The 17,180-nt window shown below is 64.6% G+C and carries 17 protein-coding genes and 1 tRNA gene; 4 read left to right on the top strand and 14 right to left on the bottom strand.

Features of this window, described 5'->3' with window-relative positions:
- The first annotated feature begins 351 nt into the window (after positions 1–351).
- Positions 352–2,655, top strand: a complete 2,304-nt coding sequence (gene psaA / locus KQ310_RS09905) for a photosystem I core protein PsaA (protein WP_259721580.1) — start codon at positions 352–354, stop codon at positions 2,653–2,655.
- A gap of 19 nt (positions 2,656–2,674) precedes the next feature.
- Positions 2,675–4,894, top strand: coding sequence for a photosystem I core protein PsaB (gene psaB / locus KQ310_RS09900; RefSeq protein WP_259721579.1), 2,220 nt, complete (start codon positions 2,675–2,677; stop codon positions 4,892–4,894).
- Between the two features lie 999 nt (positions 4,895–5,893).
- Here the strand turns inward: psaB and KQ310_RS09895 are convergent.
- The 4 genes from KQ310_RS09895 to KQ310_RS09880 all read right to left on the bottom strand — a co-directional run bounded on the left by KQ310_RS09895 (position 5,894) and on the right by KQ310_RS09880 (position 8,582).
- Positions 5,894–6,385, bottom strand: a complete 492-nt coding sequence (locus KQ310_RS09895; protein ID WP_259721578.1) for a photosystem I reaction center subunit XI — start codon at positions 6,383–6,385, stop codon at positions 5,894–5,896.
- 54 nt (positions 6,386–6,439) lie between these two features.
- Positions 6,440–6,556: a photosystem I reaction center subunit VIII gene (locus KQ310_RS09890; protein ID WP_259721577.1), complete on the bottom strand. Its 117-nt coding sequence runs from the start codon at positions 6,554–6,556 to the stop codon at positions 6,440–6,442.
- 235 nt (positions 6,557–6,791) lie between these two features.
- The gene (locus tag KQ310_RS09885) at positions 6,792–7,760 is read right to left on the bottom strand and encodes a glycosyltransferase family 2 protein (protein ID WP_259721576.1); all 969 of its coding nucleotides are present in this window, start codon (positions 7,758–7,760) and stop codon (positions 6,792–6,794) included.
- A 45-nt stretch (positions 7,761–7,805) separates the two neighbouring features.
- A complete protein-coding gene (locus tag KQ310_RS09880) occupies positions 7,806–8,582 on the bottom strand; it encodes a C40 family peptidase (RefSeq protein ID WP_259721575.1) in 777 nt (258 codons plus the stop codon).
- A gap of 17 nt (positions 8,583–8,599) precedes the next feature.
- On the opposite strand from KQ310_RS09880, the gene KQ310_RS09875 reads away from it, so the two are divergent.
- Positions 8,600–9,532, top strand: a complete 933-nt coding sequence (locus KQ310_RS09875; protein ID WP_259721574.1) for a class A beta-lactamase-related serine hydrolase — start codon at positions 8,600–8,602, stop codon at positions 9,530–9,532.
- Positions 9,533–9,617: 85 nt separating this feature from the next.
- Here KQ310_RS09875 and KQ310_RS09870 read toward each other — a convergent pair.
- A tRNA-Ser gene (locus tag KQ310_RS09870) sits at positions 9,618–9,706 on the bottom strand.
- A gap of 35 nt (positions 9,707–9,741) precedes the next feature.
- Positions 9,742–10,935, bottom strand: a complete 1,194-nt coding sequence (gene alr, locus KQ310_RS09865) for an alanine racemase (RefSeq protein WP_259721573.1) — start codon at positions 10,933–10,935, stop codon at positions 9,742–9,744.
- 122 nt (positions 10,936–11,057) lie between these two features.
- Between alr and KQ310_RS09860 the strand changes: the two genes are divergently transcribed.
- Entirely contained in the window at positions 11,058–11,561 is a 504-nt protein-coding gene (locus KQ310_RS09860) for an HNH endonuclease (protein ID WP_259721572.1), read from the top strand.
- 54 nt (positions 11,562–11,615) lie between these two features.
- On the opposite strand, the gene prfA is transcribed toward KQ310_RS09860, so the two are convergent.
- The 8 genes from prfA to rpsK form a co-directional block, all read right to left on the bottom strand.
- A complete protein-coding gene (gene prfA, locus KQ310_RS09855) occupies positions 11,616–12,716 on the bottom strand; it encodes a peptide chain release factor 1 (RefSeq protein ID WP_259721607.1) in 1,101 nt (366 codons plus the stop codon).
- Between the two features lie 114 nt (positions 12,717–12,830).
- On the bottom strand, positions 12,831–13,100 hold the full coding sequence (gene rpmE, locus KQ310_RS09850) for a 50S ribosomal protein L31 (RefSeq protein WP_259721571.1): 270 nt from the start codon (positions 13,098–13,100) through the stop codon (positions 12,831–12,833).
- 37 nt (positions 13,101–13,137) lie between these two features.
- Positions 13,138–13,539, bottom strand: coding sequence for a 30S ribosomal protein S9 (gene rpsI / locus KQ310_RS09845; protein WP_259721570.1), 402 nt, complete (start codon positions 13,537–13,539; stop codon positions 13,138–13,140).
- Positions 13,536–13,988: a 50S ribosomal protein L13 gene (rplM, locus tag KQ310_RS09840; RefSeq protein ID WP_259721569.1), complete on the bottom strand. Its 453-nt coding sequence runs from the start codon at positions 13,986–13,988 to the stop codon at positions 13,536–13,538. Before rplM ends, rpsI begins: the two co-directional genes overlap by 4 nt.
- 240 nt (positions 13,989–14,228) lie before the next feature.
- A complete protein-coding gene (gene truA, locus KQ310_RS09835; protein WP_259721606.1) occupies positions 14,229–15,074 on the bottom strand; it encodes a tRNA pseudouridine(38-40) synthase TruA in 846 nt (281 codons plus the stop codon).
- 232 nt (positions 15,075–15,306) lie between these two features.
- The gene (rplQ, locus tag KQ310_RS09830; protein ID WP_197157067.1) at positions 15,307–15,657 is read right to left on the bottom strand and encodes a 50S ribosomal protein L17; all 351 of its coding nucleotides are present in this window, start codon (positions 15,655–15,657) and stop codon (positions 15,307–15,309) included.
- 46 nt (positions 15,658–15,703) lie between these two features.
- Entirely contained in the window at positions 15,704–16,642 is a 939-nt protein-coding gene (locus KQ310_RS09825) for a DNA-directed RNA polymerase subunit alpha (protein ID WP_259721568.1), read from the bottom strand.
- 56 nt (positions 16,643–16,698) lie between these two features.
- Positions 16,699–17,091, bottom strand: a complete 393-nt coding sequence (rpsK, locus tag KQ310_RS09820) for a 30S ribosomal protein S11 (protein WP_010311626.1) — start codon at positions 17,089–17,091, stop codon at positions 16,699–16,701.
- Positions 17,092–17,180: the final 89 nt, after the last annotated feature.

Below are 17,180 nucleotides of genomic sequence, written 5' to 3'. Positions count from 1 at the left end.
GCTCTGGATATAGGGGTGTCTCGATGTGGCTTGCTCCCTGGCAAACCCCTTGTCAGGCCTGGAAAGCGCGGGGATTGAACCTTTGTAACTGGCGGGGGGATCCGATTGAAACTGACCCCTATACTTTCGCCAGCGGTCCCCTTTCAGGGGCCCCTCGCACCAGTCGTGGCAAGCGTTTTCGCCCTTTTGGGCAAAGCCTTGTTCGCCTGGCGCCCATGGGCAGGACGCTCGTCTTTCTGTTCATAGGGCCCGTCACTCGCCGTGGCGGCGCCGGCGTTCCGCGCCGAATTCGCCACAGCGGGTGTAAGGGGTGGACCTCCACCTCGACCCCGTCCCTCGAGGAACGTCTCGATGACCATCAGCCCACCAGAGCGTGGGAAAACGGCGAAAGCCCAGGTCGATCGGAACCCGGTTCCGGCGACCTTCGAATTGTTCGGTAAGCCCGGACATTTCGATCGCTCCCTCGCCAAGGGTCCCAAAACCACCACCTGGGTTTGGAACCTCCACGCCAACGCTCACGACTTCGACAGCCACACGAGTGATCTTGAAGAGGTTTCTCGCAAGATCTTCTCGGCTCATTTCGGCCATCTGGCCGTCATCTTCATCTGGTTGAGCGGTGCCTTCTTCCATGGCGCCCGCTTCTCCAACTACACCGGCTGGCTGGCCGACCCCCTGCATGTCAAGCCTTCGGCGCAGGTGGTTTGGCCGATCTTCGGCCAGGAAATCCTCAACGGTGATGTGGGTGCCGGATTCCACGGCATTCAGATCACGTCAGGCCTGTTCCACGTCTGGCGGGCCTGGGGGTTCACCTCAGAAACCCAACTGATGGCCACCGCCATCGGTGCCTTGGTGATGGCCGGCCTGATGCTCAATGCCGGCGTCTTCCACTATCACAAGGCGGCTCCCAAGCTCGAGTGGTTCCAGAACGTTGAGTCGATGCTCAACCACCATCTGGCTGGCCTGCTCGGCCTGGGTTCCCTGTCCTGGACGGGGCATCTGCTGCATGTGTCCCTGCCCACCACCCAGTTGATGGATGCCATCGACGCCGGCTCACCGCTGGTGCTGAACGGCAAGACCATCGCTTCGGTGGCGGACATCCCCCTTCCCCATGAATTCCTCAACCAGGATCTGCTCACCCAGCTGTTCCCAGGTTTTGGTGCCGGCATCTCGGCCTTCTTCAGCGGGAACTGGGCTGCCTACAGTGATTTCCTCACCTTCAAGGGTGGCCTGAATCCTGTCACCGGCAGTCTGTGGATGACAGACATCGCCCATCACCACCTGGCGATTGCGGTCCTGTTCATTGTTGCCGGTCACATGTACCGGACCAACTGGGGCATTGGCCACAGCATCAAGGAAATCCTTGAGGGCCAGAAGGGCGATCCTCTGCTCTTCCCTGCTCCCAAAGGTCATGACGGACTCTTCGAGTTCATGACCACCTCGTGGCACGCCCAGCTTGGCGTGAACCTTGCATTGATGGGTTCGCTGAGCATCATCGTGGCCCACCACATGTACTCGATGCCTCCGTATCCCTATATCGGCATCGACTACCCCACCCAGCTTTCGATCTTCACCCACCACATGTGGATCGGTGGCTTCCTGATCGTCGGTGCCGGTGCCCACGCCGCCATCGCCATGGTGCGTGACTACGACCCCGCCAAGCACATCGACAACGTGCTCGACCGGGTGCTCAAGGCACGTGACGCTCTGATCAGTCACCTCAACTGGGTGTGCATCTGGCTGGGCTTCCACAGCTTCGGTCTGTATATCCACAACGACACCATGCGTGCCCTGGGACGTCCCCAGGACATGTTCAGTGACTCCGCCATCGCACTGAAGCCGATCTTCGCGCAGTGGATTCAGGGTCTGCATGCCGCCGCTGCTGGCACCACCGCTCCCAACGCCCTGGCGGGTGTGAGCGAGGTGTTCAACGGCGCTGTCGTGGCCGTTGGTGGCAAGGTTGCCGCCGCGCCGATTCCCCTGGGAACGGCAGATTTCATGGTGCACCACATCCATGCCTTCACCATCCACGTGACGGTGTTGATCCTGCTGAAAGGTGTGCTGTACAGCCGTAGCTCCCGTCTTGTTCCTGACAAGGCGAACCTGGGCTTCCGCTTCCCCTGCGACGGCCCCGGCCGTGGCGGTACCTGCCAGGTTTCAGCTTGGGACCATGTGTTCCTGGGTCTGTTCTGGATGTATAACTCCCTTTCGATCGTGATCTTCCACTTCAGTTGGAAGATGCAGAGCGATGTCTGGGGAACCGTGAATGCAGACGGCAGCGTCTCGCATATCACCAACGGGAATTTCGCCGAGAGTGCCATCACCATTAATGGCTGGCTCCGCGATTTCCTCTGGGCTCAGGCCGCACAGGTGATCAACAGCTACGGCTCGTCCTCCAGTGCTTACGGCCTGATGTTCCTGGGAGCCCACTTCATCTGGGCCTTCAGCCTGATGTTCCTGTTCAGTGGCCGTGGCTACTGGCAAGAGCTGATTGAGTCCATTGTCTGGGCTCATAACAAGCTGAAAGTTGCCCCCGCCATTCAGCCGCGGGCGCTCTCGATCACCCAGGGCCGTGCCGTTGGTGTCGCCCATTACCTGCTGGGCGGTATCGCGACCACCTGGTCCTTCTTCCTGGCCCGCATCATTGCGGTCGGCTGACCTTTTCTGACCTTTCCCAATGGCAACGAAATTTCCTTCGTTCAGCCAGGGTCTGGCACAGGACCCGACAACCCGCCGTATTTGGTACGGCATTGCCACGGCTCACGACTTCGAGAGTCACGACGGCATGACCGAGGAGCGGCTTTACCAAAAGCTGTTCTCCACCCACTTCGGTCACCTGGCCATCATTGGCCTCTGGGTTTCGGGCAACCTGTTCCATATCGCCTGGCAGGGCAACTTTGAGCAGTGGGTCGCCGATCCGCTGCACGTCCGTCCCATCGCGCATGCGATCTGGGATCCGCACTTCGGCCAGGGAGCCATCACCGCCTTTACCCAGGCGGGCGCCACCTCCCCGGTGAACATTGCGTATTCCGGTTTGTACCATTGGTGGTACACGATCGGCATGACGACCAACGCCGAGCTGTATCAGGGTTCCATCTTCATGATGATCCTGTCGGCCTGGGCGCTGTTCGCCGGCTGGCTCCACCTTCAGCCCAAGTTCCGGCCTTCCCTGGCCTGGTTCAAGAATGCTGAGTCCCGTCTGAACCACCACCTGGCTGTTCTGTTCGGCTTCAGCTCCATCGCCTGGACCGGTCACCTGGTCCACGTCGCCATTCCTGAGGCCCGTGGTCAGCACGTCGGTTGGGACAACTTCCTTTCGGTGCTGCCCCACCCCGCTGGTCTGGCTCCGTTCTTCACCGGTAACTGGGGCGTCTATGCCCAGAATCCCGATGGTCTGAATCAGGTCTTCGGCACCGCCGAAGGCTCGGGTACCGCGATCCTGACCTTCCTGGGTGGCTTCCACCCCCAGACCGAAGCTCTCTGGCTCACGGACATCGCCCATCACCATCTGGCGATTGGTGTGATCTTCGTGATCGCCGGTCATATGTACCGGACCAACTTCGGCATCGGTCACTCGATCCGTGAGATCCTTGAAGCTCACAACCCCCCGAAGGGCACTCCTTTCGGAGGTGCGCTCGGTGCTGGTCACAAGGGTCTCTACGACACGATCAACAACTCGCTTCACTTCCAATTGGGTCTTGCTTTGGCCAGCCTGGGAGTGATCACCAGCTTGGTGGCGCAGCACATGTATGCGCTGCCGTCCTACGCGTTCATCGCGAAGGACTACACAACACAAGCTGCGCTCTACACCCACCACCAGTACATCGCCATCTTCCTGATGTGCGGTGCGTTCGCTCACGGTGCAATCTTCTTCATTCGTGACTACGACCCCGAAGCCAACAAGAACAATGTTCTGGCTCGGATGCTCGAGCACAAAGAAGCGATCATCAGCCACCTGAGCTGGGTGTCCCTGTTCCTCGGCTTCCACACCCTGGGCCTCTACGTCCATAACGACGTGGTCGTGGCTTTCGGAACGCCCGAGAAGCAGATCCTTGTAGAGCCCGTCTTCGCCCAGTTCGTCCAGGCCGCTTCCGGCAAGGCGATGTACGGCATGGACGTGCTGCTCTCCAACCCGGCCAGTGCCGCCAGCCTGGCTTCGGCCAACATCCCTGGCGATCACTTCTGGCTGGATGCCATCAACGGCAACACCGATGTGTTCCTGCCGATTGGCCCTGGTGATTTCCTGGTGCACCACGCCATTGCGTTGGGTCTCCACACCACCACCTTGATCCTGGTGAAGGGCGCCCTGGATGCCCGGGGTTCCAAGCTGATGCCCGATAAAAAGGACTTCGGCTACTCCTTCCCCTGCGACGGCCCCGGCCGTGGCGGTACCTGCGACATCTCTGCCTGGGACGCCTTCTATCTGGCGGTCTTCTGGGCCCTGAACACCGTGGGTTGGGTCACCTTCTACTGGCACTGGAAGCACCTCGCCATCTGGCAGGGCAACGTGGCTCAGTTCAACGAATCCAGCACCTACCTGATGGGCTGGTTCCGTGATTACCTCTGGCTGAACAGCTCTCAGCTGATCAACGGTTACAACCCGTTTGGCTCGAACAACCTGGCCGTCTGGTCCTGGATGTTCCTGTTCGGTCACCTGGTATGGGCCACCGGCTTCATGTTCCTGATCTCCTGGCGGGGTTACTGGCAGGAACTGATCGAGACCATTGTCTGGGCGCATCAGCGCACGCCACTTGCCAACCTGGTGGGCTGGCGCGACAAGCCTGTGGCTCTCTCGATCGTCCAGGCCCGTGTGGTTGGTCTGGCTCACTTCACAGTGGGTTACATCCTCACGTACGCTGCCTTCCTGATCGCTTCCACCTCGGGCAAGTTCGGCTGACTGTTCGCGGGGCCACAGCGTTGGCCCCGCTTGATAACCTTCAGTTGACCTGCCTTCACTCGAGGGACGATGACACCCCTGGCCTTGTGCCGGGGGTTTTTCGTGGCTGGTACAGCCCTGGTCCGACCAGGATGGCGCTTGCCGATAGTGGAGTGCCGTTGCACACGTCTCTGCTCTTTTCGTCCGTTTCCGTTCTGGTTGTGTCTGTCTGGCTTATACTCGTGCTGCAGCTTCAGGCCTGTGTCCTCTGAGTGCGAGCCATGCAATCGGAGACGCTTGGTGCGAGCCTTGGTCAATCGCCAAGAGGATGCGAGACCTCATCGGTATAAACGACTGCTCTGGGAATAGACTTTCAGTTGGGACAGTCTGGTTCAGGGCAATGACGTTGACAGCTTCAGATTGCTCTTCATTCTCTTGGCCAGCTTGCGGCTTCGTTGTCGATCTTTGTCTTGTGCCACTATCTTTTGGTCCTCTGTCTTGGGTTGGCGTTGCTGATCTGCCCTCCTGCCTGCCTCAGGCTTTTGGCCGATTGCGTTTTCGCGGCGATGTTTCTATCTGTGTTGGGAATCAGGCGCGGCTCCAGTTGGAGCAGATGTTGTTGTTCTGCGTCACATCCCTTGGCTGCCGCTGGTTGACTTCATTGTCGGTCGACATGGTGCCAACCGTTTCCGGATGCGTTTCTCTGGAGAGGTAGTGATGTCTCAAGGCCCTGTCTCTTTGGGGGATCGTTTCAGGCTCCTTGCACAATCTGCAGGTCGTCATTGCTTCTGCGATGTTGGCAGGTGCCATGCCTGTTGACGTCAATGGCTTGGGGTAAATCGCGCGGGGCTGATGGCTCCGGATGAATGATTCGGTGTTAATGATCCAATCCCAGGTTCTTTGTCTTAGCCACCAGCTGGTTTGATCCCATGCGTTCCTGCCAGGATGGGTCGCTACAAAAAAGCCCCGCCGAGGCGGAGCTTCTTGGTTTGGTCTTAGGTGATGCTGAAGCCCAGGGGCTCAGCTGACGCCCCAGACGCCACCGGCGATGTTGCCCAGCGGAGCCGCGACGGCTGTGCCCGTCAGGAACCAGGCGAAGGCGGCGCCGCCGCAGCCACCTAGCCAGAAGCCGCTGGCGAATTCGGCCCAGCCTGCCTTGGTGAACAGATCGGCGGGCGGATTGTCGATCGTGGCGTCAGGGGGTTGGACGCTGGGGCCGGAGCCGGCAGTGCCGTAGATCGACAGGCAGATCGTGAGGATCGTCACCAAGCCAATCGTGGCCAGAAGACCGGCGGTGCTGGCGTAGTCGGTGGCGCGCAGCGGACCGCAGATTGCGAAGGGGCCGTAGAGGAAGTAGCCGTGGGCCATGCCCACTTCCAGACCGCGGCGGTTCGGAGACAGGGCAGGACGATAGGCGGGCAGCGCGTTCAGGAAGGCCTTGGTGAAGTAGCTGCTGTTGACGGGAGTGGCCAGATTGCCGACGGTCGGGTCGGCCACGGGGGTCACGGTCATGGTGGCGGAATGAGGGGAACGGGATCGGGTGGACCCGGAGGCGATCGCGACGGCTCAGTCGCTCGCTTCGATCACGTTGAACAGCAAGGCCATGGCCACGGCTGGGCCCAGAATTCCCACAAGGGGAACGAGCACCGATGGCAACCAGGCCGCTGCAAATTCTCCAGTCATGGCATAGGCCAATAGGAATCGTCGGTACTGTACGGAGAGGTCTGAAACAGACCCTTGGCGCTGTTGATGGGCGACATAAAAGTTCAATCCCCGCCTGCGCCCTTTCGGCCCTTCCTGTGCCGCGGTTCCCAGCTTCTCCCTGGCTTGAGCGGCGGTTTCAGCACCTATCGGCTTGCGTAGCCGCTTCGCCTGGCTTCGGCCATGAAGGCTTGATGCCGAGACTGAGGCCCTGGATTCATTCGATGGCACTGCCACGCAAGGTGGCCCGCACGCGGTAGATCGGTCGCCCCTGGCTTTCGTGGTACGTCCGCATCTGCAGTTCCGACAGCAGGCCGAAGCAGAACAGCTGCACCCCGGTGAGAAAGCAGAGCAGGGCCATTAGCAGCAAGGGCCGGTCGCCGATGTTGGCGCCCTGCAGCTTTTCCACCAGCAGCCAGGCGCCGATCAGCAGTCCCAGGCCCATGCCCACCAGGCCTCCCAGGCCGAAGACGTGCATCGGTCTGGTGAGGAAGCGCTTCATGAACCACACTGTGAGCAGGTCCATCAGCACCCGGAACGTGCGGTCGATCCCGTACTTGCTGGCGCCGAAGCGGCGAGGGTGATGGCGCACCTTCACTTCGGTGATCCTGGCCCCCTCGATGAAGGCCAGCGCCGGCAGGAAGCGGTGCAGCTCTCCGTAAAGGTTCATGTCCTCCACCACCTCGCGCCGATAGGCCTTGAGCGAGCAGCCGTAGTCGTGCAGCTTCACGCCGGTGACCCGGGCGATCAGGCGATTCGCCAGCAGGGAGGGCAAAAGGCGGCTCACGGCCGCATCCTGCCGCTGGTAGCGCCAGCCGCTGACCAGGTCGTAGCCCTGCTCCAGGGTGTCCAGCAGCAGGGGGATGTCGGCGGGGTCGTTCTGCAGATCGCCATCGAGGGTCACGATCACGGGGCCGCGGCTGGCATCGAAGCCCGCTGCCATGGCCGGGGTCTGGCCGTAGTTGCGACGCAGCAGCACCGCCACCAGTTCCGGGATCGTGCCTGCCAGCTCTTGCAGCAGGACCGGGGTGCGATCGCGGGAGCCGTCGTCTACCAGCACCAGTTCGAAGGTGATCCCCAGGGGCCGCAGCTGCCCCAGCAGTTGCTCCACCAAGGGTCTGAGACTGTCCTCTTCGTTGTAGAGCGGCACCACCACCGAAAGAGTGGGCAGGGTGGGGGCCGGCATGGCGGCGGATCCGGAGGCGAGCCGAACCCTAAACCGAGACTGGCATCAGTCTCCGCAGGCGCTGCCGTCGTGGCAGTGCATCACCCGGCCGGCGCCGCGCAGTTCCAAGCGGTAGTGGCGTGCCACGGGATCCGGGTTGTGGGGCGAGAGGTCGTCGATGCCGATGCCATTGCGGCCGTGCGCGATCCCCGAGCTGTGCAGGTAGCGGCCTCCCGTGAGGTGTAGGGCCACATGGGTGCAGCGCCGCGGTGTGCCGAAGAAGATCAGATCGCCTGGACGCAGCAGCGCCGTCGCTCCTGGGCGGACGGCCACCGGCTCGCAGAAGCGTTCCTGCAGGTAGGCATCGCGCGGCAGCCAGATGCCCTGGCCGGCAAACAGGGTCTGCACCAGGCCGGAGCAGTCGAAATCCGGCCCGAGCGATCCGCCCCACAGGTAGGTGTTGGGCTGGAGCCTGGCGGCTTCTGCCGCCGCCAGCACCGCCGGCAGGCGGGCTTCGATCTGGTGGCGTTGCAAGCGTTGGCTGCGGGGTCGACTGCCGCTCACGGCGTGGCCCAGCAGGTGGTTCGGCTCGATCCAGCCGGGGTAGCCGTCCTCCAGCAGTCGGACCCGCAGGCGCGCCGGTCCCCCTGGCTCCCTTGGTGGGCCCGATCGGGCGCCATCGCGCAACTGCAGCACCCGCCCCGCCGCCGCCTGGGTGGCCAGGCCGGCTCCCTTGGCCCGGCTGTAGAGGTTGAGTGGGGCGGTGAGCTGCCAGAGGCTGCCCGCTTCCAGCAGCTCGCGGGCTGCCGGGATGCCGGTCGGCAGAGTGCCTAATGTCGCCATCACGCTGCTCGGCGGAGATGGTGTTCTACAACCCGGATCCGGGCATGGCCGAGCGCCTCGCTGATCTGGTGGCGGCACTGGAGCTGGAGGGGCGACCCGGGCTGGGCCAGAGGCTGTCGATCACCTGGTTGCGTTACCCCGAGTCCCTGCGGCACCAGGCCCATGACCTGGATCCGGCCAGCTTCTGGCAGCGACCGGTGACCGGCGCGGCCTGGGCAGGCGATCGCCTCCGCTACCCCGCCAGTGTGGTGAAGTTGATCTATCTGGTGGCCGCCGAGGCCTGGCTGCAACGCCAGCGGCTTGGCGATGGGCCGGAGCTGCGCCGGGCCCTGGCCGACATGATCCGCGACTCCAGCAACGACGCCACGGCACTGGTGATGGATCTGCTCAGCGGCACCACCGGTGGCCCGGAGCTGCCGCCGCACCGTTACAGCTCCTGGTGCCACCAGCGCGGCATCGTCAATCGCTGGCTGGCGGAGCTCGCCTGGCCTGAACTGGTGGGCTGCAATGCCTGCCAGAAGACCTGGGGCGATGGCCCCTACGGCCGTGAACGTCAGTTCTACGGGCCTGACCTGGAGAATCGCAACCGCCTCAGCACCGATGCCGTGGCCCGGGTTCTGCATGGGGTGATGGCAGGCGCGATGGTGTCGCCGCCGGCGTGCCGGCGCATGCAGGACCTGCTGGCCCGCCCGCTCGATCCTCTGGAACTGCAGGCCGATCCGGAGAACCAGGTGGATGGCTTCATCGGCGAAGCCCTGCCGCTGCAGACACCCTTCTGGAGCAAGGCCGGCTGGATGAGCCAGGCGCGCCATGACGCCGCCTATGCGGAACCTGAGAACGGTCTGCCGTTCCTGCTGGTGATCTTCAGCGAAGGGCAGGCGTGCGCCGCTGATCCGGCCCTGTTGCCGGGGATCACGACCGAATTGCTGCGCTACGGCGGTCCGGTCTGAGGCACTCCGGGCCGGGTGCTGCAGGCCCGATCGACATTCCCGCCATCCCACCTGAGCGGACGCCGGGGAGTCTGCACTTTGGAAACGGAGAGGGAGGGATTCGAACCCTCGACAGATGTTGCCACCTGTAACTCCTTAGCAGGGAGCCGCTTTCAACCACTCAGCCACCTCTCCAGCGGCTTGGTGAGTTTATCAGTGGGCCGGCAGCCTCAGCCCTCCTCGCTGCCGTTCACCGCAAGACGCGGCAGCCGGTGCTTGAAGCCGCAGAGGATCTCCCAGGGGATGGTGTGGCAGCGCTCGCTCCAGTCGGCCGGGCCGATGCTGCGGTCGCCCTGCTGTCCGAGCAAGGTGACCACCGATCCCACCTCAAGCTCGGGGGTTTCGGTGGCATCGAGCACCAGTTGATCCATGGTGATCGCGCCCACCTGCGGCAGGCTCTGGCCTCGGAACAGCACCTCCAGCTGGTTTGAGAGCTGGCGGGGGACGCCATCGGCGTAGCCGATGCCCACCACCGCCAATCGGCTGGGGCGGCTGGTACGGAAGCGATGGCCGTAGCTCACCCCCACCCCCGCCGGCACCTCCCGGATCAGGGAGACGCGGGCGTGCAGCTGCATCGCTGGTTGCAGCGGCAGCCGGCCGGCCAGATGCGGGGCTGGCTCCTGGCCATAGAGGGCCAGCCCGACCCGCACCAGGTCGTAGTGGATGGCGTGATCCCGCAGGGTGCCGGCCGAGTTGGCCAGGTGGCGGTGGCCGCAGCTCAGCGTCTGCTGGCGCAGGCTGTCCAGCACGTTCTCGTAGCGGCGTTGCTGCTCGCGCGTCAGGCCGTCGTCCTCGTCGGGGCAGGCATCGGCATGGGCGAGGTGGGAATAGAGCCCCACCAGATCCACGGCATCGAGATCCTGCAGGGCCGCCACCAGGCGGGGGCCGTCCTGCCAGTCAGCGCCGAGCCGGGCCATGCCGGTGTCGAGCTTGAGCTGCAGCGGCATCGTGCGGCCGCTGCCGCTGGCCAGGTTCTGGCAGAGCAGGGCTTCCCGCATGCTGCTGATCGTCGGCATCAGCTGCCAGCGCAGGCAGCTGCGCAGTTCCTCCACCTGGGTGAGGTTGCCCAGCACCAGAATCGGCGCCCGGATCCCGGCGGTGCGCAGCTCCACCCCCTCGGCGAGGGTGGCCACCCCGAAGCAGCTGGCGCCGCCGGCGAGGGCGGCCTGGGCAACCAGCACCGCACCGTGGCCGTAGCCATCGGCCTTGACCACGGCCATCAGCTCGGTGACCGGACCGATGAAGCTGCGCAGGGCGCGGGCGTTGGCGCGGATGGCGCCAGCATTCACCTCCACCCAGGCCCGTTGCCTGGACTGGCCGGTCTCATGGGGTGCCAGGGGTGTGCTGAGCGGCGAGGAGGACATCAGCGCCTCTCCACGGCAGCCAGGAGCCGCCGAGCGTCGCTGCCGGTGCCGTCGAAGGAGGCGTGGAACACAGTCGCGCGGGGAGAACGCTCCTAGCATGACCTGCAATCAGAGGGGCTGGCATGGGCCACGTTCTCGTTCTGAATGCGTCCTACGAGCCGCTCAATATCACCCACTGGCGCCGCGCCATGGTGATGCTCCTCAAGGGAAAGGCCGAGGGCCTGGAGCACGACTCCAGCCGTGTCATCCGGCCGGATCTGCTGCTGCCCACCGTGATCCGTCTGCGTCAGTTCGTGCGGGTGCCCTACAAGCCCCTGCCCCTGACCCGCCGCAATCTGTTTCAGCGCGACAACCACCGCTGCCAGTACTGCGCCAGCACCACCCAGCCGCTCTCGATCGATCACATCGTGCCCCGCAGCCGTGGCGGCGCCGATGTCTGGGAGAACGTCACCACCGCCTGCCTGGGCTGCAATGTGCGCAAGGGCAATCGCACGCCCCGCGAAGCCGGCATGCCGCTGCTGCAGGAGCCCCATCGCCCCCACAGCGGGCTCAATTTCGAGGCCAGCCGTCAGATCCGGGCCGGTCGCCACGCGGAGTGGGCCAAATATCTGATCGGTGCCGCCTGATCCGGTTTTGCTCGCGGCCTCGAAAACCGCTGGTTCTGAAGCCCCAACCTGGGTTCAGATCCCGCTCGCCTGGCGGGCCAGCTCTTCCAGTTGCCGGCTCTGCTCGGCGGCGATCGAGGCCCCGATCAGCTCGCCCAGCTGGCCCGCCAGCACGGGTTCGAGCGCAAAGTTGCGTCCCAGGCGGTGGTCGGTGGTGCGGTTGTCTTTGTAGTTGTAGGTGCGGATCTTTTCGCTGCGATCCCCGCTGCCCACCTGAGCCCGACGGGTTGAACTCTCCGCGGCGGCGGCGGCGGCGAGTTCCCGCTCCAACAGCTTGGCCCGCAGGATCTCCATCGCCCGTTCCCGGTTCTGCAGCTGGGAGCGTTCCTGGGTGCAGAACACGCGGATGCCGGTGGGCTTGTGCAGCAGATCCACCGCCGTTTCCACCTTGTTCACGTTCTGGCCGCCGGCGCCGCCGGAGCGGGCTGTGCTGATCTCCAGCTCGCCTGGATCGATCTGCACCTCCACCGGATCTGCCTCCGGCATCACTGCCACCGTGGCCGTGGAGGTGTGCACCCGCCCCTGGGATTCGGTGGCAGGCACCCGCTGGACCCGGTGCACACCCGCCTCGAACTTGAGCTGGCTGTAGACCCCGTCGCCCCGGATCGCCAGGATGAGTTCCTTGTAGCCGCCCAGTTCCGCTTCCGAGGCACTCACCGGCTGGACCTGCCAGCCCTGGCCTTGGGCGTAGCGGTCGTACATGCGGGCCAGATCTCCCGCCCAGAGCCCGGCTTCGTCGCCGCCGGCACCGGCGCGGATCTCCAGCATCACGCTGCGCTCGTCGCGGGGGTCGTGGGGCAGCAGCGCCAGGGTCAGCCGTTCCTGCAGCTGATTGATCGTGGCCCCCAGCCGCTCCAGCTCCTCGGCGGCCAGTTCCTCCATGGCGGGATCGCCGCGATGCTCCTTCAGCAGTTGCCCCGCTTCCTGCCGCTCGCGTTCGCATTTCTGCAGGGCGGCGTAGTCCTGCACCAGCGGCTCGAGCCGGGCGCGTTCCCGCGCGATCGTCTGCAGCTGGGCCGGATCGGCCGTGACCGCCGGATCGGCCAGCTGACGCTCCAGGGCCGCGAAGGTGGTGCAGGCGGTGGCCAGTCGTTCGTGCAGCAGAGCTTGATCGATCACAGCGATGCAGCGACTGAGGAGAGGAGAGGGGGACGCGGGATGGGGCGCACCCATCAAAAAGCCGGATGCCCAGGGGCATCCGGCTGAGTGGAGCAGGTTGAGCGCCGGCCGTCAGGCCTGGGGCGCGTCCGAATTGGACACATCGGCTTTGACTTCGGCTTTGGCCGTGTCGGCCGAGCCCATGCCGTATTTGCGCATGAAACGGTCGACGCGACCCTCGGTGTCGAGGATCTTCTGGGTACCGGTGTAGAAGGGGTGGTTGCCGCTCCACACATCGACGTGCAGTTCGGGCTGGGTGGAGCCCGTGGTCATCACCACCTCTCCGTTGCAGATCACCTTGGCATCGGGATACCAGGTGGGGTGAATGTCGGCCTTCGGCATGGCTGCGATCAGAGCAGTGCGAACAGAGAAGAAAAGATCAGCGCTTGGAGAACTGGGGAGCCTTGCGGGCTTTCTTGAGGCCGTACTTGCGGCGCTCCTTGGCACGGGGATCGCGGCTGAGGTGGCCTTCCGTCTTCAGGGGCTTGCGATTGTCCGGCGACAGGTCGCAAAGGGCACGGGCGGCACCTTGTTTGATGGCATCGGCCTGGCCAGTGAGGCCGCCGCCGCGCACGTTCACGAGGACGTCGTACTGGGATTCAAGACCCAGGGTCTGCAGGGGGGCCTTCACGGCCGCCAGGTAGACGGGGTTGTAATTGAGGTAGTTATCGCCGGGGCGACCGTTGATCGTGACGCTGCCGGTGCCGGGAACGATGCGCACCCGTGCAACAGCGGTCTTGCGGCGACCAGTGCCCCAGTAGACGACGGAATTGCTGCTCATTGGGCGGAAGTGGCGGGGTCGAGGGCGAGAGCCTGGGGCTGCTGGGCGGCGTGGGGATGATCGATGCCCTTGTAGACCTTCAGCTTGCGGAACAGCTGGCGGCCCAGGGCGTTGTGGGGAAGCATGCCCTTGATCGCCTTCTCCACGATCCGCTCGGGAATTCGGCCCTGCAGGTGAGCGAAGGTTTCGGTCTTCATGCCACCGGGGCGACCGGAGTGGCGGCGATACAGCTTCTGGGTGGGCTTGTTGCCGCTCACCTTCACCTTCTCGGCGTTGATGACGATCACGAAATCGCCGGTGTCGAGGTGGGGGGTGTAGCAGGGCTTGTTCTTGCCCCGCAGCACTTGGGCCACTTCACTGGCGAGACGGCCAAGAGTCTGATTCTCAGCGTCGACGACGTACCACTGGCGCTCCAGGGACTCGATGGAAGGAAGGGATGTCTTGTTCATCGCACCGGCAGGCCGGATGGGTTGGGCCCATCGCGGCGGATGGGGCAGGACAGATCAACAGTCAACCTACCGCGTCACCGGTTTTGACCCTGATGGGGGTCAGACAGGGGTGCGCGCAGCGTCGGCTGCAGAGAGTGCGGGGCTGGATCGATCACCTGCTGATGCTCCCCGATCCCGGATGATCAGCTCGATCGGCGGTGGGTCCGAAGGACCGCTCCGCAGGGGCTGAAGCAAGCGGGTTCAGGGCGAATCTGGGATCGCCAACACGAACCGCGGTTGGCCATCGTACCAGGCCCTCCTTTGAAAGACCTCCTGCGGATAGCCCACCCGCAGCAGGCAGAGTCCCTGGGGAGGCGCCGCCTCCTTCACCTGATCGCGAGCCTGCACGCGCCAGCGTTGTGAGAAGTCGGCCAGGCTCAGTTGCCCCTCGCCCACGGCCACCAGCTGCCCCATCACCAGGCGCACCATGCCGTAAAGAAAGCCACTGGCCTGCATCTCCACTACCACCAGGTCTCCCTGCCGGTCCACCGCCACCTCCTGCAGGGTTGTGCGGGCATGGGGGCGGCTGCTGCCGGCCCGCTGGAAGGCGGAGAAGTCGTGTTCGCCGAGCATGCCCGCCAGGGCGTCGGCCATGGCCTGCTCGTCCAGCCGCTGCTGGTAGCGGTGCCAGGTCCAGGGGGAAAGGAAGAGGTTGGGGGTGCGCCCGTTATGGATTGTGTAGCGGTAGCGGCGGTAGGTGGCGCTGAAACAGGCATGCCAGGTCAGCGGCACCTCGGCGGCGGCCACCACACGGATGGAGGCGGGCAGGCGTCCATTGAGGGCCTTGGGCCAGCGCTGCGCCGGGATGGGGCCGCTGGTCTCGAAGTGCGCCACCTGGCCGGCGGCGTGGACGCCGCTGTCGGTCCGGCCCGCGGCCATGGTTCGTACCGGTCGCTGTTGATCCTGGCTGGGTGGATCCAGGCTGGAGATGGCCTCCTCCAGGGCTTGCTGCACGCTGGGCTGTCGCGGCTGGCGTTGCCAGCCGCAGAAGGCCGCTCCGTCGTATTGCAGGCAGAGGGCGATGCGGCGGCGACGTTCGAGGCCCATGACTTCGCCTTTGGCGGCTTCGCGGTTGGCGGATTCGCGGACTGCGGATCCGCCAACCGCCTGTTCCGGAGCGCTGGCGGAAGCACTGGGTGGTGCGCTCGACGTCAAGCCGGTCATCAGCGGCTCCGCTGGACAGAATCAGGCCATAAAAAAACCGCGGAGGCCTTGAGGCGTCCGCGGCCAAGGGGCAGCGCAGCGTTGGCGTGGGCGCGTGCCGGCACCACCGCCAGGCTCAGACCAGTTCGATGATCGCCATCTCGGCGTTGTCGCCGCGGCGCGGCACCGTCCGGATGATGCGGGTGTAGCCGCCGTTGCGATCGCCGTAGCGGTCCTGGGCCTTGTCGAACAGGGCGTGGACGAGTTGCTTGTCGTAGATGTAGCCGATCGCCCGACGGCGGGCCGCCAGGGTGCCGTCCTTGGCCAGGGTGATCATGCGCTCGGCTTCGTCACGCAGGGCCTTGGCACGGGCCTTGGTGGTGGTGACGCGACCTTCGCGAATCAGTTGGGTGGTGAGGCCGCGGAGCAGCGCCTTGCGCTGGTCTGCGGGACGGCCCAGCATGGGCACTCGGCACTGGTGTCTCATGACGGAAAAGCTCGAACAGGGACGGAACGGGGTGGGGTGCCGCGGCTCAGGCGGTGGTGCGGCTCTGGGGCAGGGAGATGCCGATGCGCTCCAGGGCTTCGATCACTTCATCGGCAGACTTGGAGCCGAAGTTCTTGATCTCCAGCAGATCCTCATAGCTGAAGCCCATCAGGTCGGACACGGAGTTGACCTGGGCCCGCTTGAGGCAGTTGTAGGCCCGCACGGAGAGGTTGAGTTCCTCGAGCGGAATCTGGGCTTCGGCTGAAGGCTCGATCTCCGGACCGGGTTCCTCAGCCATGGTGAGGCTGGCCAGTGGCTGGAACAGGGCGATCAGCTGGTTGGCAGCCTGGGCCATGGCGTCATCCGGCGTGATGCTGCCATTGGTCTCGATCTCGATGCGGAGCCGCTCGCGGGCAGAACCGCCTTCGCCCACGGCGGTCTCATCGACCGTGTAGTTGACGCGCTTGACGGGCATGAAGACGGCATCGATCTGGAGCAGATCGATGGCGCTGGTGTCTTCGCTGTGGCGATCGACGGGCCGGTAGCCGACGCCGCGCTCGACATGGACTTCCATCTCAAGGCTGTGGCCCTCGGCCACGGTGGCAATCGGACGCTGGCCGTCGATCACCTGCACCTGGGAGGAGAACTGCAGGTCGGAGGCGGTCACGATGGCGGGGCCATTCATGACAAGCCGACCGATCTCGAGCTCGCGGCTGCGGCTGCTGATCGGGATCTCCTTGCAATTGAGCAGAATGTCGAGAACGTCTTCGCGGACGCCCGGAACCGTGGCGTATTCGTGGTTGACGGAGGCGATCCGCACGGCAGTGATGGCACTGCCCTCAAGGCTGCCGATCAGGACGCGGCGCAGGGCGTTCCCGAGGGTGGTGGCCTGACCCCGATCCAACGGGCCGATCAGGAACACCCCCGTCTGGGAACGGTCGTCAGCGATCTGATGCTCGATCCGATCGATCTGGTAGTGGAGCACGGTCTGAAGGGTCGGGAGTGGGAACGAACGCCGCGAGCGGCTGGGCTAACGACGGGTCAGACGCGGCGGCGCTTGGAACGACGGCAACCGTTGTGGGGCAGGGGGGTCACGTCGCGGATCAGGGTGATTTCCAGACCGGCCACCTGCAGGGCGCGGATCGCGGTTTCACGGCCGGAGCCGGGGCCACGCACCAGCACTTCGATCTGGCGCATGCCCTGCTCGAGGGCGCGGCGTGCGGCGGCTTCAGCGGCGGTCTGGGCGGCGAACGGCGTGCCTTTACGGGCGCCCTTGAAGCCACTGGCGCCGGCGGATGACCAGGAGATCACTTCACCGGCGGTGTCCGTGATCGAGACGATCGTGTTGTTGAAGGTGCTTTGAATGTGCGCGACACCGTTGGGGACGTTGCGCTTTGTTTTCTTGGCGCCGGATTTCTTGGCTGGCTTCGCCATGGCAGAGGCCCTGCGGATACAGGGAGGTGATCGGGGGACTGAACGGAACACCCTGGTGACGCCCGACGAACCGATGCAGTCGCCAGGCG

Source organism: Synechococcus sp. CS-1328 (assembly GCF_025128095.1).
GTDB lineage: Bacteria > Cyanobacteriota > Cyanobacteriia > PCC-6307 > Cyanobiaceae > CBW1002.
This window is presented reverse-complemented; position numbering and strand designations above follow the sequence as displayed.

Coding starts and splice junctions, on each gene's coding strand:
- psaA (WP_259721580.1), top strand. CDS start 352: ATGACCATCAGCCCACCAGAGCGTGGGAAAACGGCGAAAGCCCAGGTC.
- psaB (WP_259721579.1), top strand. CDS start 2,675: ATGGCAACGAAATTTCCTTCGTTCAGCCAGGGTCTGGCACAGGACCCG.
- KQ310_RS09895 (WP_259721578.1), bottom strand. CDS start 6,385: ATGACCGTGACCCCCGTGGCCGACCCGACCGTCGGCAATCTGGCCACT.
- KQ310_RS09890 (WP_259721577.1), bottom strand. CDS start 6,556: ATGACTGGAGAATTTGCAGCGGCCTGGTTGCCATCGGTGCTCGTTCCC.
- KQ310_RS09885 (WP_259721576.1), bottom strand. CDS start 7,760: ATGCCGGCCCCCACCCTGCCCACTCTTTCGGTGGTGGTGCCGCTCTAC.
- KQ310_RS09880 (WP_259721575.1), bottom strand. CDS start 8,582: ATGGCGACATTAGGCACTCTGCCGACCGGCATCCCGGCAGCCCGCGAG.
- KQ310_RS09875 (WP_259721574.1), top strand. CDS start 8,600: ATGGTGTTCTACAACCCGGATCCGGGCATGGCCGAGCGCCTCGCTGAT.
- alr (WP_259721573.1), bottom strand. CDS start 10,935: ATGTCCTCCTCGCCGCTCAGCACACCCCTGGCACCCCATGAGACCGGC.
- KQ310_RS09860 (WP_259721572.1), top strand. CDS start 11,058: ATGGGCCACGTTCTCGTTCTGAATGCGTCCTACGAGCCGCTCAATATC.
- rpmE (WP_259721571.1), bottom strand. CDS start 13,100: ATGCCGAAGGCCGACATTCACCCCACCTGGTATCCCGATGCCAAGGTG.
- rpsI (WP_259721570.1), bottom strand. CDS start 13,539: ATGAGCAGCAATTCCGTCGTCTACTGGGGCACTGGTCGCCGCAAGACC.
- rplM (WP_259721569.1), bottom strand. CDS start 13,988: ATGAACAAGACATCCCTTCCTTCCATCGAGTCCCTGGAGCGCCAGTGG.
- truA (WP_259721606.1), bottom strand. CDS start 15,074: ATGGGCCTCGAACGTCGCCGCCGCATCGCCCTCTGCCTGCAATACGAC.
- rplQ (WP_197157067.1), bottom strand. CDS start 15,657: ATGAGACACCAGTGCCGAGTGCCCATGCTGGGCCGTCCCGCAGACCAG.
- rpsK (WP_010311626.1), bottom strand. CDS start 17,091: ATGGCGAAGCCAGCCAAGAAATCCGGCGCCAAGAAAACAAAGCGCAAC.